Origin of the sequence: Mycoplasma bradburyae (genome assembly GCF_024338845.1) — a bacterium.
Classification (GTDB): Bacteria; Bacillota_I; Bacilli_A; order Mycoplasmatales; family Mycoplasmoidaceae; genus Mycoplasmoides; species Mycoplasmoides bradburyae.
The window spans coordinates 513,885-530,750 of the sequence record NZ_CP101414.1 but is presented as its reverse complement, the minus strand read 5'-3'; the positions used below and the strand labels follow the sequence as shown (position 1 = coordinate 530,750).

Annotated in this window: 11 protein-coding genes; 8 read left to right on the top strand and 3 right to left on the bottom strand. The window is 27.7% G+C overall.

The window, feature by feature from the left end:
- Positions 1-108: 108 nt before the first annotated feature.
- The 7 genes from NMG68_RS02170 to NMG68_RS02140 all read left to right on the top strand — a co-directional run bounded on the left by NMG68_RS02170 (position 109) and on the right by NMG68_RS02140 (position 10,718).
- Positions 109-1,983 (top strand): hypothetical protein, encoded by a 1,875-nt coding sequence (locus tag NMG68_RS02170; RefSeq protein ID WP_255034317.1) that lies wholly within the window; start codon positions 109-111, stop codon positions 1,981-1,983.
- A gap of 149 nt (positions 1,984-2,132) precedes the next feature.
- Positions 2,133-2,264, top strand: a complete 132-nt coding sequence (locus tag NMG68_RS02165) for a hypothetical protein (protein ID WP_255034316.1) — start codon at positions 2,133-2,135, stop codon at positions 2,262-2,264.
- Positions 2,265-2,304: 40 nt separating this feature from the next.
- A complete protein-coding gene (locus NMG68_RS02160) occupies positions 2,305-4,194 on the top strand; it encodes a hypothetical protein (protein ID WP_255034315.1) in 1,890 nt (629 codons plus the stop codon).
- A gap of 313 nt (positions 4,195-4,507) precedes the next feature.
- Positions 4,508-6,397 (top strand): Vmc-like lipoprotein signal peptide domain-containing protein, encoded by a 1,890-nt coding sequence (locus NMG68_RS02155; RefSeq protein WP_255034314.1) that lies wholly within the window; start codon positions 4,508-4,510, stop codon positions 6,395-6,397.
- Positions 6,398-6,712: 315 nt separating this feature from the next.
- A complete protein-coding gene (locus NMG68_RS02150) occupies positions 6,713-8,551 on the top strand; it encodes a Vmc-like lipoprotein signal peptide domain-containing protein (RefSeq protein WP_255034313.1) in 1,839 nt (612 codons plus the stop codon).
- 127 nt (positions 8,552-8,678) lie between these two features.
- On the top strand, positions 8,679-8,807 hold the full coding sequence (locus NMG68_RS02145; protein WP_255034312.1) for a hypothetical protein: 129 nt from the start codon (positions 8,679-8,681) through the stop codon (positions 8,805-8,807).
- 48 nt (positions 8,808-8,855) lie between these two features.
- Positions 8,856-10,718 (top strand): Vmc-like lipoprotein signal peptide domain-containing protein, encoded by a 1,863-nt coding sequence (locus tag NMG68_RS02140; protein ID WP_255034311.1) that lies wholly within the window; start codon positions 8,856-8,858, stop codon positions 10,716-10,718.
- Positions 10,719-11,498: 780 nt separating this feature from the next.
- Here the strand turns inward: NMG68_RS02140 and NMG68_RS02135 are convergent.
- Complete coding sequence (locus tag NMG68_RS02135; RefSeq protein WP_255034310.1) at positions 11,499-13,244, bottom strand: 1-deoxy-D-xylulose-5-phosphate synthase; 1,746 nt, start codon at positions 13,242-13,244, stop codon at positions 11,499-11,501.
- Positions 13,244-14,293, bottom strand: coding sequence for a heat-inducible transcriptional repressor HrcA (gene hrcA, locus NMG68_RS02130; protein WP_255034309.1), 1,050 nt, complete (start codon positions 14,291-14,293; stop codon positions 13,244-13,246). The genes NMG68_RS02135 and hrcA overlap by 1 nt, the downstream gene beginning before the upstream one ends.
- 22 nt (positions 14,294-14,315) lie before the next feature.
- Between hrcA and uvrC the strand changes: the two genes are divergently transcribed.
- On the top strand, positions 14,316-16,094 hold the full coding sequence (gene uvrC, locus NMG68_RS02125; protein ID WP_255034308.1) for an excinuclease ABC subunit UvrC: 1,779 nt from the start codon (positions 14,316-14,318) through the stop codon (positions 16,092-16,094).
- On the opposite strand, the gene NMG68_RS02120 is transcribed toward uvrC, so the two are convergent.
- A complete protein-coding gene (locus NMG68_RS02120) occupies positions 16,069-16,425 on the bottom strand; it encodes an IMPACT family protein (protein ID WP_255034307.1) in 357 nt (118 codons plus the stop codon). The two genes, uvrC and NMG68_RS02120, sit on opposite strands and share 26 nt — an antisense overlap.
- Positions 16,426-16,866 lie beyond the last annotated feature (441 nt).

Genomic DNA, 16,866 nt, shown 5'->3' with positions numbered 1-16,866 from the left:
AAGAAGAAGAAGAAGAAGAAGAAGCTTCTATCTGTTTTTAAGTCATTCCACAGATTTTAGGCGGATAATTCGCTTGATTTATTATTTTATTAATTGTTCAAAACAAAAATGAAACAAAAAACTAAGAAATTATTACAACTTTCTTTTTCATTAGGTTTTTTAGCAACTACAGCTTTAGTTGCTACATCTTGTAATCAACCTAAGACTGTTACACCGAAACCAACAAACCCAATGCAACCAGGAAATGGATCGGGATCTGGAACAGGTGAAACTATGCAACCAGGAAATGGATCAGGAACTGGAACAGGAACAACGACAACACCTGATAATAGCGAAGCAAAAAATCAATTAAAAGTATTGATTAATAAGGAAAATGATACTGTAGGTTTATACAACGATTATTCTATTATTAAATCTTCATTAGTTGCTGCTTATAATAACGCTAAAGAAGTTAGTAAAAAATCAACAACAACTAAAGATGAATTAACTTCAGCTAAAACAACATTGCAAGCAGCGATAGATAAGGCTGCTGCTGATAAAACAATTTTTGATAAAGAAAATTCAGAATTAGTTGAAGCATACAAAGAATTAAAAATAAAATTAACAAATAAAGATTCTACATTATCTATGATAGATAATGATTCATATATAAAAACTTATATTTCTAATCTTTATACAGAAGCCTCAAATATTGTAACTTCTGGTTTACAACCAACTAAAGCTCTTGTAGTTCAAGATTTAAAAATATTAAACGAAAATATTCAATCATCAACTACAAATTTAGAGCAAAAGAAAGAAGTGGTTAATCAATATTCAAATTTTAAAAAATTTGTAATATCAGAAACTAATTTTAAAGGCGACACTCTTTATGACAAAGTTTCACCTGACACCCAAAGTATAGTAGCTTTCTCTTCAAATTTTGATAACTCTCCAGATGATTATAAATGAAGAACTGCAAGAAGACTAATAGATAAAGAAGAAAAAACTAAAAGTTTAGAAGAAACTAATGTTAGTTGAATTTATAACTTAAATACAAAAACTGAAGAAGGTAAAATACAAGCCTCTTATGATATTGAGTTTGAATATTATAGTGGCAATTCTGCTAAATTGTATTTTCCTTACAAAGCTATAACAACAGAACAAGGCTCAAATCCATCTACAAAACTTTCACTAAATTACAAACTTAATAACGATGAAGTTAAATCTATTGATTTAACAAAAGCAAAAGTAGATGCGATTGAAATTGCTGAAATAGAATTAACTAATTTAAATTTTGGGTTAAACAAAATTTCATTCACTACAGAAGCTGAGAAAGCTGCTCCTATGATCGGTAATATTTATATTACTAAATCTGATAAAAATCCTAATGATGTTTATGACGATATTTTTGGTAATGAACGTACTAATGATAACCCTAATCAAATTACAGTTAACTTTGTTAAAGGTTATGGTTTAGCTAATAAAGGTATAGGAGTTATAAGAAACGGTCAAAAAGAAAGTACTGATATTTTCAAACTAACAGGAAAATTAGATGGTGTAGGTACTGATAAGGATTATTATCTTTTAGGATATTTAGGAAATAGCGTTTCTCCATCAGATTTAACATCTAGCAACCAAAAATATTACACATTTTATGTAAACGCTAATGAAGCAGGGACATATGAAATTAGCGGTGTATTTTGATCTGGTGAAAAAAGAGGGTTGTCTTTTTGAGTAGATGAATATAATAATCAATTAAATGATAAACATACAAAATTTAAGGATTTAATGCTTGGAAATTGGATGGAGAAAAAAATAAAGATTTTTAATGTCGATAACAAAGATGATGGTGGAACAGGATCATTAGTTTTGAAACAGGGATTAAATAAAATTATAGTTTCAGGTAAAGACTCTAATAAAGAAGCTCCAAACCTAGGAAATGTAACATTTACACTTAAAGAATCTACTGAACCCACTGCATCGACAGCTGCTGTTAGTCATTAATAGTATATTGATAGAATTAAGCGTGTGCCAAGTTAGTCGCTAAAAAGTTATTAGAAAACCAAGTTAGTTTTATATAAAGAACAGTTATTAGTTAAATAAAATAAAAATCATAAATGTGTAGCAATTAATGTTGCTGCACTTTTTATTTTATGTGTATAACACCACTTGAATTCTTTCAAAACCCTTTGTTTCTAGAAGAAGAAGAAGAAGAAGAAGAAGAAGAAGAAGAAGAAGAAGCTTCTATCAGTTTTATGGTCATTTTGCTGGTCTTGGATGGATAATGTGCTCGATTTATTATTTTATTAATTGTTCAAAACAAAAATGAAACAAAAAACTAAGAAATTATTACAACTTTCTTTTTCATTAGGTTTTTTAGCAACTACAGCATTGATTGCTACATCTTGTAATCAACCTAAGACTGTTACACCAAAACCAACAAACCCAATGCAACCAGGAAATGGATCGGGATCTGGATCAGGTGAAACTATGCAACCAGGGTCTGGATCAGGAACTGGAACAGGAACAACAACACCTGATAATAGTGAAGCTAAAAATCAATTAAAAGCGTTAATTGATAAAGAAAACGATAATTTAGGTTTATATGAAGATTATTCTATGATTAAATCTACATTAGCTGAAGCTTACGATGCTGCTAAAGAAATTAATAACAAAGCTAATGCAACACCTCAAGAATTAACAGATGCTAAATCTAAATTAGATGCCGCTATAAATAAAGCTAAAACTGATAAAACTACATTTGATTCTGAAAATGTTGATTTAGTTAATGCTTATTCTGCATTAAAAAATAAGTTATCTTCTAAAGATTCAGATTTGGAAATGATATCTGAAGATAAATATTTACCGATAAAAACTCACCTTACTAATTTATATGATCAAGCATCAAATTTTATTAAGAATACTTTACAAGCTAATCCAAAACCAACTGATAGTGTGTTAAATAATTTAAAAACTAATATTGAAAGTGTTGTTAGTAGATTAAGTGATGAAAAAAATAATTTAGACCAATATTCTAATTTCAAATTATTTAAGATAGAAGATAGTAATTTTAAGGGTGATTTAAAATATTCAAGAAAACCTGAAAACGCTCAGAATTTAGTAGGATTTTCTTCTAGTTTCGATAATGATGTTGATAGTTATCAATGGAAATATGCAACAAGATATATCAATAACATAGATAATGAGAATAAAAATTCTGAAGTAACCAATGTTGGTTGAATTTACAACTTAGATTCAAATCCTGAAACAGGTAAAAAACCTGCTAGTTACGAAGTAACTTTTGAATATTATGGAGGACCAACAGCAACTTTATATTTTCCTTATAAAGCAGCTAAAGAAGGTCAAAATAAAGATACTCTATCACTTAAATATAAATTAAATGACAAAGCTGAAATGAATTTTGATTTATCTAATGTAAAAGTTGATGGTATTGAAGTTGCTAAAATAGAATTAACCGATCTTAAATTTGGTGAAAATAAAATTTCGTTTTCAACTGCAAACGATAAAAAAGCTCCGATGATAGGAAATATTTATATTTCTTCAACAAGTGATACAACTAATGCTGTTTATGATGATATTTTTGGTAATATAAAGAATTCTAATAAACCTAATGAAATTACAGTAGACTTTGCTAAGGGTTATGGTTTAGCTAATAAAGGTTTCGGTCTAACTGGAAGTAAGCATAATACATTTATTAAAAAGCTGACAGGAAAATTGGGATCAGCTAGTGAAAATAAGGATTATTATTTATTAGGTTATTTAGGGAATAATGCCGGCGGAATGCAATCAGATGCTTCAAATAATGAATTGTATTATTCATTTTATGTAAATGCTCCGAAAGAAGGGGAATATGATATAAGTGGAATTTATAATTTAGGAACAAATAATAGAGGTTTAAGATTTTGAACAAAAACTTTTGGTAATACAGAATCAGGAAGTTCAGCCAGTTTTAATACCCCTAAACATGGTGAATGAAGTGAAAACTTATTAGCTATCTTCGATAAAAATAATAAAGCTGCCGACAATAAGGTGAGCTTGAATCTTAAAAAAGGTCTTAACAAAATTATAGTATCAGGATCTAGTTGAAATAGCGAGGCTCCAAATCTAGGTAATGTAACATTTACATTTAAAAATACTCCATCTCCTTCTACGTCATCTACAACTCCAACTACAGATGTGAGAAGTGAATGGTAAAATATAATTAATCAATTAATAGTCAAGTTAATTATTTTAAATAAGTTATTAGAAAACCAAGTTAGTTTTATATAAAGAACAGTTATTAGTTAAATAAAATAAAAATCATAAATGTGTAGCGATTAATGTTGCTGCACTTTTTATTTTATATACATTCTGTACTTTAATTTTGACAAAACCCTTTGTTTCTAGAAGAAGAAGAAGAAGAAGAAGAAGAAGAAGAAGAAGTTCCTATCAGTTTTATGATTATTTTGTTGGTTTTTGACTGATAATTCGTTCGATTTATTATTTTATTAATTGTTCAAAACAAAAAATGAAACAAAAAACTAAGAAATTATTACAACTTTCTTTTTCGTTAGGTTTTTTAGCAACTACAGCTTTGGTTGCAACATCTTGTAATCAACCTAAAACTGTTACACCTAAACCGACAAACCCAATGCAACCAGAAAATGGATCAGGAACCGGAACAACACCTGGAACAGGTGAAACTATGCAACCTGGAAACGGGTCAGGTTCCGGAACAGGTACAACAACACCTGATAATACTGAAGCTAAAAATCAATTAAAGGCATTGATTGATAAGGAAAATGATAATGTAGGTTTATATGCAGATTATTCTGCGATTAAATCGAAATTAGTTGAAGCCTATACTCTTGCTAAAGAAATTAATAATAAAACAAATGCAACAGTTCAAGAATTGACAGACGCTAAAACAACTCTAGAAACTGCTGTTAATAAAGCTGAAACTGATAAAATGGCATTTAATGCCGCTAATTCTGAATTAGTTACTGCATATGGAACATTAAAAACGACAGTTAGTGAAAAAGATTCTAAATTAAGTTCTTTATCAGGCATGAAGTATGAAGGTTTAAAAACTTATTTAGGTAATTTATACAAAACAGCTGAAGATATTATAGAAAATAGTCTTCAAGCAAATGGATTAACTAAGGAACAAGTTAATGACGCGAATATGGCAATCATTTCTTCAATAACTAATTTAGATATGAAGAAGCAAAATGTAGATGAATACTCTGCATTTAAGTTATTTGCTATAGAAAACGGTAATTTTAAGGGAAACTTGAAATATAGTTCTACATCTCCTGAAAATCAAAGCATTATAGGTTTTGCCTCTGATTTTAATAATGATCAAACTAACGAACAAACTTATTCTAAATGGAAATATGCTAAAAGAGTTATTAAAAATACTACATCACAAGATAGTTCTGAAAAAACTAATGTAACTTGAATTTATAATTTAAACACTCAAACATCAGGTGATGCTGAAAGAACGCCTGCAACATATGAATTTAATTTTGAATATTACGGAAGTAATACTGCTTATCTATTCTTTCCTTACAAAGCTATTAAAAACGATCAAAAAGGCGATAATCTTTCATTAAAATATAAGTTAAATAATGAAGAACAATTTGTGACAATTGATGTTTCTGCTGCTAAGGTAGATGATATAAGTATTGCTAAAGTTAATTTGAGTAATCTTAACTTTGGTATGAATAAAATTACATTTACAACCGAAGAAAATAAAATTGCTCCTATGATAGGTAATATGTATATTACGGCATCAGAGGAATCGTCTAATTTAGTATATAACGATATTTTTGGTAACGAGATAACAACTGATAATCCTGACGAAATTACAGTAAATTTCGCTAAGGGATATGGATTAGCTAATAAGGGTATAGGTGTACCTAATCACCAAAGTACAATAATAACTAAATTGACAGGAAAAATTGTTAATACAGATAATGAAAATAAAAATTATTACCTATTAGGTTATTTAGGTAATAGCGTTTCTGGTGGAAATGATAGTAATGGTTCAATTTATGAAAAATATTATATTTTTTATGTAAATGCACCTAAAGAAGGTGTTTATAATATTAGTGGTATTTATAATTCTGGAGAAGATAATAGAGGTTTAACTTTTTGAAAAGATCAATATGGCGCTTCAGGAAACGGTAATATTGCTAAATTCTCTACGCCAATGACTGGGGATTGATCTAATACATTAAAATCATTTAATAAAGAACAAAAAGTTGATAGCACTTCAGGAAGTTTGCATTTAATTAAAGGATTAAACAAAATTATAGTTTCTGGTAGAACTTGAAATAAAGAAGCTCCTAATTTAGGTAATATTACATTTACTCTTGAAGAATCGGCGACGCCTCCTATGATGGCAGGCAACTAATTTTATTGGGATTTAGATAATAAAAAGCTGAGTTAATTATTTTAAATAAGTTATTAGAAAACCAAGTTAGTTTTATATAAAGAACAGTTATTAGTTAAATAAAATAAAAATCATAAATGTGTAGCAATTAATGTTGCTACACTTTTTATTTTGTAAAAATACAAACACTTGAATTTCGTCAAAACCCTTTATTTCTAGAAGAAGAAGAAGAAGAAGAAGAAGAAGAAGAAGATCCTATCAGTTTTAGGGTCATTTTGTCGATTTTGGACGGATAATGTGCTCGATTTATTATTTTATTAATTGTTCAAAACAAAAATGAAACAAAAAACTAAGAAATTATTACAACTTTCTTTTTCATTAGGTTTTTTAGCAACTACAGCTTTAGTTGCTACATCTTGTAATCAACCTAAGACTGTTACACCGAAACCAACAAACCCAATGCAACCAGGAAATGGATCGGGATCTGGAACAGGTGAAACTATGCAACCAGGAAATGGATCAGGAACTGGAACAGGAACAACGACAACACCTGATAATAGCGAAGCAAAAAATCAATTAAAAGTATTGATTAATAAGGAAAATGATACTGTAGGTTTATATGCAGATTATTCAGCGATTAAATCATCATTAGTAACTGCTTATAATGCTGCTAAAGAAATTAATAACAAAGCTAATGCAACACCTCAAGAATTAACTAATGCTAAGACAGCTTTAGAGAGCGCTGTTAATAAAGCTAAAACTGATAAGATGGAATTTGATGCAAATCACATGGCGTTATTAACAGCATATAACCACTTAAAAACAACTATTAGTCAAAAAGAAAATAATTTAAATTCCTTAACAGAACAAAAATATGAAGGAATCAAAACATATTTAAATAACTTATATGGAGCAGCCGAAACTATAATTTCAAACACACTTCAAGCTGATAATTTAACAGAAGAACAAGTAACTAAAACTAACACAGATATAACAACTTTTATAGAAAATATTGGTTATAAGAAAGAAGATGCTGATCAATACTTAACATTTAAAAAATTTGGAATTAAGGAAGAAAATTTTAAAGGAGATTTTAATCAGAATACATCTCAAAATCCCGCATGAAGTATTGTGGGTATCGGATCAGATATCGATCAACCTATTGCGAAATATGCGAAAAGAGTAGTACAAAATTTAGGCGGTACAAAAAGTCCTTCAGATGTTTCTTGAATATATAGTTTATTACCTGACACAACTGAAGGTAAAACACCTGGAAGTTATGATTTCGAATTTGAATATTACGGTGGTGCTAATGCAACGTTATATTTCCCATATAAGCTAGTAAAAAATAGTGATAATAGTAACCTATCACTTAATTATAAGTTAAACGATTCGGATTTAAAATCCATAACGTTAAATGATCCTAAAATAGATGAAATAAAAGTCGCTAAAATCACTTTGGAGAACTTAAAACTAGGCAATAATAAAATTTCATTTACAACAATGACAGGTAAAGTATCTCCTATGATAGGGAATATGTATATATCATCAGTTGATACAACTTCAGATAAAGTTTATAACGATATCTTTGGAATAGAAGTAGATAATGATAATAGTGATAAAGTTACGGTAAATTTCGCTAAAGGATACGGCTTAGCTAATAAACCTTGAGGTGGTGATAATAAGAAATCTACAATAATAAAAAGATTGCATGGAAAATTAGATAATAAAGATCCTGAAAAAGATTTCTATTTAGTAGGTTATTTAGGAAATAGATACGAAGGAACTTCTAATGAAGCAACTAATATAAGATATTACACATTTTATGTTAATGTTCAAAAAGAAGGTAACTATGAAATTAGTGGTATATATAATTCAGGAGTTGATAGAGGTTTATCATTCTATGTAGGACGTTATAAAGCTACTGAACAAGGATTACATGCTAAATTTATGAGATTAAATTCAGGTGCAGGTAATTGAGATAACAAAGTTGCGACATTTAAAAAAGATACTACCAATACACAAGAAACATATCTTAAATTATCAGTAGGTTTAAATAAAATTATAGTTGCCGCAGCGCAGGATGCTATGGATGCTCCTAACCTTGGTGATGTTACATTCACACTACAACAACCTGTTGCTGATGTTTCAGGTGATCAATCTGACAGAAAATAATATTCAGTAATTTGTATAAATAAACGTCAAGTTAGTTATTTTAAAAAGTTATCAGAAAGCCAAGTTAGCTTTGTATAAAGAACAGTTATTAGTTAAATAAAATAATAATTTAAATGTGTAGCAATTAATGTTGCTACGCTTTTTGTTTTGTAATTTGATGACGCTTAAATTTCGTCAAAACCCTTTATTTCTAGAAGAAGAAGAAGAAGAAGAAGAAGAAGCTCTTATCAGTTTTGAGTCATTTTGCCAATTTTAGGCGGATAATTCGTTCGATTTATTATTTTATTAATTGTTCAAAACAAAAATGAAACAAAAAACTAAGAAATTATTACAACTTTCTTTTTCATTAGGTTTTTTAGCGACTACAGCTTTAGTTGCTGCATCTTGTAATCAACCTAAGACTGTTACACCGAAACCAACAAACCCAATGCAACCAGGAAATGGATCAGAAACAACACCTGGAACAGGTGAAACTATGCAACCAGGAAACGGATCAGGTTCTGGAACTGGTACAACAACACCTGATAATACTGAAGCTAAAAATCAATTAAAGGCATTGATTGATGGTAAAGATGTCGAATTAGCTATGTATAATGATTACTCAATGATTAAATCTAGATTAGATCAAGTATACGAAACTGCTAAAGTAATTAATAGTAAAACTAATGCAACATCTCAAGAATTAATTGATGCTAAAACAAACTTAGATGCTGCAATTAATAAAGCTAAAACTGATAAGATGGCTTTTGATACAACTAACCAAGAATTAGTTACCGCGTATGTAGCGTTAAAAAATAAATTGAAAACAAAGGATGCTAATTTACAACTTGTAAGTGATGAAAAATATAGCTCTTTAAAGAATTATATTAGTAATTTATACAATCAAGCATCAACAATAATAACAGGTACATTACAAGCGAATCCTAAACCTGAAAAAACTAATATCATGAAAATAACTTCTGATATTGATAACGCTTTAACAAATATTCAAGATAAAAAAAATAACATAGAATCCTATGCAAACTTTAAATTATTTAAGATAAGTAACGAAAATTTTAAAGGAAACACATTATATTCAAATTCATCACCTGACAATCAAAACTTAGTGGGATTTTTACAAGATTTTGATAATACAGCGGAAGGAAAGCATTGAAAATACGCTAAGAGAATAATTGCAGATGATGTTCAAAATTCAGATAACTTAACAGATGTTAGATGAATTTATAATTTAAATTCTGAAACAGGTACAGATAAAACTACTGCTAGTTACGAAGTGAGTTTTATATATTATGGTTCTAAAGCTACATTATACTTTCCTTATAAATTAGCGAAAACCGAAGATATTAGTGCAAAAATTTCTCTAAAATACAAACTAAATGATAAAGATGTAACTGATGTAGATCTAACAGAAGCTAAAGTTGATCAAATAAGTGTGGCTAAAATAGATTTAACAGATCTAAAGTTTGGGGAAAATAAAATTGTTTTTTCAACTGATGTGAATAAAACTGCCCCTATGATAGGTAATATTTATTTATCTGCAACAGATAAAACTTCTGATATGGTTTATAACGATATTTTCGGTAATGTGATAGACAGTAATAATCCTGATAAAATCACAGTTAATTTTGTAAAAGGTTATGGATTATCTAAATTCCCTGTAAAAGATAGTCAATATAAAACTATTATCAAAAAATTTACTGGAAAGTTGGCTACTGAAATGCAAAATAAAACTTCTTATTTAATAGGTTATTTAGGAAGTAAAGTTAGTTTAGCTGATACAGATAATGAAAAATATTATATTTTTTATTTAAATGCTCCAAAAGAAGGACAATATGAAATAAGTGGGATTTATAATTCAGGGGAAGATAGAGGTTTAACATTCTGAAAAGATTCTTATAATCGATCTATAAATGAAGATGGTAAGATTGCTATGTTTAATACTCCAAATTCTGGTAATTGAAACGACACCTTAAAAGTGTTTTCTAAAGAACAAGCCACAGCTCAAAATCATTCAAATTCATATTTACAATTATCTAAAGGATTAAATAAAATTATAGTTTCAGGTAAAACTGCAAGTCAATCTGCTCCGAATTTAGGTAATGTCACATTTACTTTGAAGAATGATACTACTAGTAATGAGATGAATTCTCCTGAAAATCACCGATAGATAAAACCGTCAAGTTAATTATTTTAAAAAGTTATTAGAAAATTAGTTTTATATAAAGAACAGTTATTAGTTAAATAGAATAAAAATCATAATTGCGTAGCACTAGGCTACGCAATTATATTTCATATCAATAAAAACATTAATAAAGTAACAATGAAATAATAATAAAGTGATAATAATTTGATAAAAATATCAATATTTATCGGTAATTTTTAAATAAATATATGGAAAAACAAAGATATAAATTATGAAAAAATTCTGAATAATTTTTAATAAAAAAAATAATTATCAATTTGATAACAAATCAATAATTAAAAAAATAAAAAACTAAAAATATACGAATATATTTTGATAAAAAAACTAATAATAATTTGATAAAAAATGTAAAAAATTTATGGAAAACTATTAAATAAATGTAAAAGAAATCAAAGATAAAAATTATAAAAATATTCTGAATATTTTTTAATAAGAATCAGTTAAAAATTTGGGAACAAATCTGATAACTGAATGAATATAAAACTAAAAATATACGAGTATATTTTGATAAAAAGCTGATAATAGTTTGATTCATATAAGAAAAATAATCAAGAATTTTAAACTAATTTTACTGTCAAAATATCGACAATAAATCAAAAATTAAATGAAGACATTTTAATAAAAATCTGATATTCCTAGAATAAGTTCAAAACTTCTTACAACATACTTATAAACAAACAATAAGGATTGCTTATAAAGCAATCCTTATTCTATACCTTATAAATAAAACCTTAAATTAACTATTTACCAATTAATATCTTGTATTATCTTGTCTATCACTTGTCGATGTCCCATATTATGTTTAACTAATAGATCATCATTATTACCATGTTGTGGAATATCTTTAAAGTTAAAGATATGTAACCTTTTATTTTGATAGTTATTATTAACTATCAAACGATAAAACTCATTAGCTAACCCAACATTATGATAAATATCTTCATAAAGATAGATATCATCATATTGTTCTAAGATCTTGATAATATTTTTATCAAGATCATCTCCATGTACTAAGATAGCATCATAACAATCAACATAGTTAATGTTATGATGATCTAATAGTTTCTTAAAAGTGTTAGCATTATTGTTATATGAGATTAATGCTGTTCTATTAAGAATCATAGTTAAATTTAGTTTAACCCATTCGTTGATATTATCAAATCCTTGATAATAGATTTGATAATTATCAAATGGATTGAAATACCGGTTGTAGCGAATTGCTACAACTTCAGAAGTATTATTAACGAATTGATCAATTAGTTTTTTTAATACGATTGGATTACTAGCTGCGTAGATCTTTGATCTTGGTGTGTTTTTGATCATTCCGATATCAAAGATTCCGTGGTGTGAAGCTCCTTCTGTACCATTAAGTCCACAACGATCAATTAAGAGGTTCACACCTAATTTAAGTCGTGATAAATCATGGATTAATTGATCATAACTACGTTGTAAAAATGTTGAATAAATTGGTAAATAAACTGGTAGTTTATTTAGACTAATTCCAGAAGCCATACTTAGAGCATGTTCTTCTGATATTCCGACATCGATATAATTCTTTTTATATTGATCTATTAGATCAATAAACCCAGTAGCATAAGTCATAGCTGGATTAATTAATGCTAGTTTATCTTTCTTAGCTAGTTTTTCTTTAAGATAACTAGCAGCTATATACCCAGCTTGATCTTGATATTTCTTATTAGATGTATTGGAACTATGATAAGTTCCAATACGGTCTAATTCTGCTTGTTTTAACCCTTTACCTTTAATAGTTTTTACATGAACTATTACAGGTTTATGTTTAACTAGTTGTTTAGCTTGTTCAAAAGCTTTAAATAAGTCTTCTAAATTATGACCATCATCAACTTTGATGTAGTCATAATTTAGTTGCTTAAAGAAGTTCTTATCGTCATCTTGTAGATTAGCTAATAACTTGTTAAATTCCCCAAAGTTTTGTGAGATTGACATATTGTTATCATTAATCACAATAATCATCTTGTGATTATAATAACTGATATTGTTGATTGCTTCAAATGCTAAACCACTAGCTATACTACCATCCCCAATTACGGGAATGATTAGTTGATCTTTATTTAGTAAATTATTACTAAATACTAATCCACTAGCAACACTTAAAGAATTTGAAGTATGACCACCTGCGTAATAGTCATACTTTGATTCATTCATATCTTGTAATCCACTCAATCCGTTAGTTTGACGGATTGAGTCAAATTGATCGAATCTTCCAGTTATCATCTTATGAACATAAGCTTGGTGGCTCGTATCATAAAATACCTTATGATCATTAAGATTAAAACTATAAGCTAGTGCAATACTTAGTTCTACAATCCCTAGATTAGAAGATCAATGAATTGATTTTTTATTACCTAAATCAATTAAGTAGTTTCTAATCTCGTTAGCTAATTCAGATAGATTTGATTTCTTAAGTTTTAAGAAATCATCATAAGTTTTAATTGTTTTTAATAATTTCATTAATCTTTTTTATTGTTATCTTCTAAAGACAAAGAACTATGGTCAATCTTTTCGACTTGTTCTTTTAAAATATTTAGCAATCCTTTGATCTTACCGTATTCCATACGGTTAGGACCAACAATTGCAATATGATGTTTGTTTTGATCAGTTTCAATTACTGTAGATGCTACTGATACCCCATCAATACCAAATTCATTACCAAAAGTAATGGCTGATTTACCGGTTTTTTGGTGCATAAATGAGATCTGTTCTCATATTGATGTGTTTTCAAGTAAATTTAAAATCTCGCTTAGTTTATTATGATCATGAAACTCTGGATGAATAACTAGTTTTTTAGTTCCTTTGATATTAATCGTGCTCTTTTCATTAATATCAAAGATATAATTAACAATTCTTTGCATTACGAATTCGTATTCATGTACTTTTTTACGAACAATTTCTTTAATCGCACTTAACTTATCTTTTAATTCAATAAACGGAGTATCAATCAACCGATCATTAAAAATCTGTACGCAAGTTGATACATCGTTATATTGAATTAAACTTTCGTATTTAATTGTTTTTTTAATTACCTCACCAGAAGAAGATACGATCAAGATTAATGCTGTAGTATCATTAATCTTGATTAGATCCATCTTTCTTAATAAATCATATGATTTGAATTTAGTGATGACAGAAGGGAGATTGGTAACATTATTAATAAATTCAACGGATTGTTCAATTACTTCGTCAATCGAATGATAACGCTTAGTTAAGATTGCCATTAACTTTTGTTTTAAGTTATCTGAAATCTGGGTTTCAGCTAAGTGTTTTTCATAATACTTATAACCTTTAATGGTTGGCACCCTTCCTGCTGAAGTGTGGGGTTTTTCAATATATTTTTCTTTTTCTAAGACCGACATATCATTACGAATCGTCGCACTAGATACTTCGTTATTAAAATATTTCTCTAAAATTATCTTAGATCCAACAGCACTAGCTGTTGAGATATACTCATTAATAATTGCTTTTAGTATTAGAATTTGTCGATCTGTCAATTTATTAATCATAATAATAAAATTATATAAGACAATGAATTTTAATCTTAAACAAAAGATGGATAACGCACCTAAAAAACCTGGGTGCTACCTATGAAGAAATAATCTTAATGAGATTATTTATGTAGGTAAAGCTAAGAATATCTACAAAAGAATCCATCAATACTTTAACGGTCCTAAAGATTTAAAAACTTCTAAACTAGTCAATGATATCAACGATGTTGATTTCATTGAAGTTAATAATGAAAATGAAGCATTATTACTTGAAGCAAACCTGATTAAAAAACATAAACCAAGATATAATATCCTATTAAAGGATAACAATGGTTATCCTTATATTTTAATAACAAAAGAAAAATATCCAAGATTATTATATACAAGAAACTTTGAACCTAAAAAAGGGAAATACTATGGACCATTTGCTTCAAGCGAACTAAAAGCTTATGATCTATATAATCTTTTATTAAAACTGTTTCCCTTAAGAAACTGTTTTAATAAGAAAAAAAGAAAGTGTGAGTTTTATGATTTAAATTTATGCATGAAAGCATGCACTCACGAAGTAACTGATGAAGATTATGAAGTTGTTAAAAAAAAGATTGATTATTTTTTTAATAACGGAGCTGATCAAGTATTAGATAACCTAAAACAAAAAGAAGAATTAGCTAGTCAAAAACTTGATTTTGAACTAGCTAAAAAATACCTAGATTTACAAAAAGCTATTAAACTCATCTTTGATAAGCAGATCATCAATCTGTACAATAACAAAGAACGGATTGATGTGCTTGCTTATCAAACTAAGGATAATGTAATAAGTATTGTCTTATTCTCTTATGTTGATGGTAAGTTGGTATCTAAAAACAGCTTATGCGATTTTTATTATGCTTCTGAACAAGAGGTATTAACTTCATATATCACACAATACTATAAGGATAATATCAAGCCTAAAACATTATATGTTTCACTAAATCAAGAGAACGCTAAACTATTAGAAAATAGTTTAGCTATAGAACTAATCAACCCAGTATCTGGTAAGATGTATGAAATCATGTATCTTGCATTACAGAATGTAAGCAGTTTATTAGATCAAAAATATGAAAGTTTAGTTAAAAAAGAAAGATCAATTGATCAAGCTCTTGATCAATTGAAAGATCTACTTAAACTAGATAAGCTTAATCTTATTGAAGTCTATGATAACTCTAATCTATTTAATACAGACAAAGTATCAGCTATGGTAGTTTTTGAAAACAAGAAGTTTAATAAGAAAAAATACCGTAAGTATAAGATTAAAGATAATGATAATCAGGGTGATTATCATTATATGTATGAAGTGTTGTATCGTAGGTTGTATAGTTGTATTAAGAATAATTTAGTAGATTTAGCTGATCTGATTATTCTAGATGGAGGTAAACTACAAGTATTAGCAGCTAAGAAAGTTATTAATGATCTAGATCTACATAATAAAGTTAATGTAATCGGATTAGCTAAAAACAATAAACACCAAACAGATAAATTAGTAGATTATGATCTTAATGAGTATGATTTAGATAAACGATCAGAATTGTACTTCTTCTTAGCAAACTTGCAAGAAGAAGTACATAAGTTTGCAATTAGTTTTTTTAGAAAAACTAAAACTAAGTCTTTTTATGATTCAATATTAGATGATATCAAAGGATTAGGTAAGAAAAGGAAGGATAAATTATTAGAACATTTTAAGAGTGTTGATAATATAAAAAAGACTTCTTTAGAAAACCTAAGTCAAGTAGTGCCACTAGAAGTAGCTAAAAACATTAAGCAGAAATTAGATCAACAGTAGCGATAGCAGTTTTTCGATAAGCTTTAATCAATCCTCCAGCTCCTAGTTTTATTCCTCCAAAATACCGAACAACAAAAACGACATAACCATATAATTCTTTAGTTCTTAAAAGGTCATAAATAGGTTTGCCGGCTGTATTTTTAGGTTCGCCATCATCATTGTAGCCACCTGATTCTACACCGTTATCTTTAAAAAGATAACCATAGCAAATATGGCGGGCTTTTTTATATTCTTTTCTTAGATTATCAAGATGTTTTTTGATTTCATCTTTTGATGAAATTTGATAATAAATACCTATAAATCTTGAGTTCTTAAAAATTAGTTCAACCATTAATTTAATTATAAAAAAAGTAAGTGATAAATAATGGGGTTTTGAAATGTGTTTGTGATTGTTGTTTTTTATAGTTTAATAATGATCCTTAATAAGCAAGATTTTATTAATAAATATCTTTTTTTATTGTTTAACTATATTTAATGAATTTAATGATCTTTATTTAAGAGTATTGTATTAAGTATTTGAAGAAATGTTTTAAGATTTAGATAATATAAATTAATCATTTATTATCAAAACTTATATAAATGTGTGCCGATCTCAGAACACAAAACTTTTTTGGGAGGTCAGCACACTTTCTTCTATTATTTTATTAGGGTTATTTTTAAAGAAACTAATATTTTTTATATTTAAAATAAACTTGGGTATTTAAATCATAATGATTGATTTATTTCCTTATTTGAGGTTGTTATCTTTAAAATAACAAGTTAATTCAAAGGA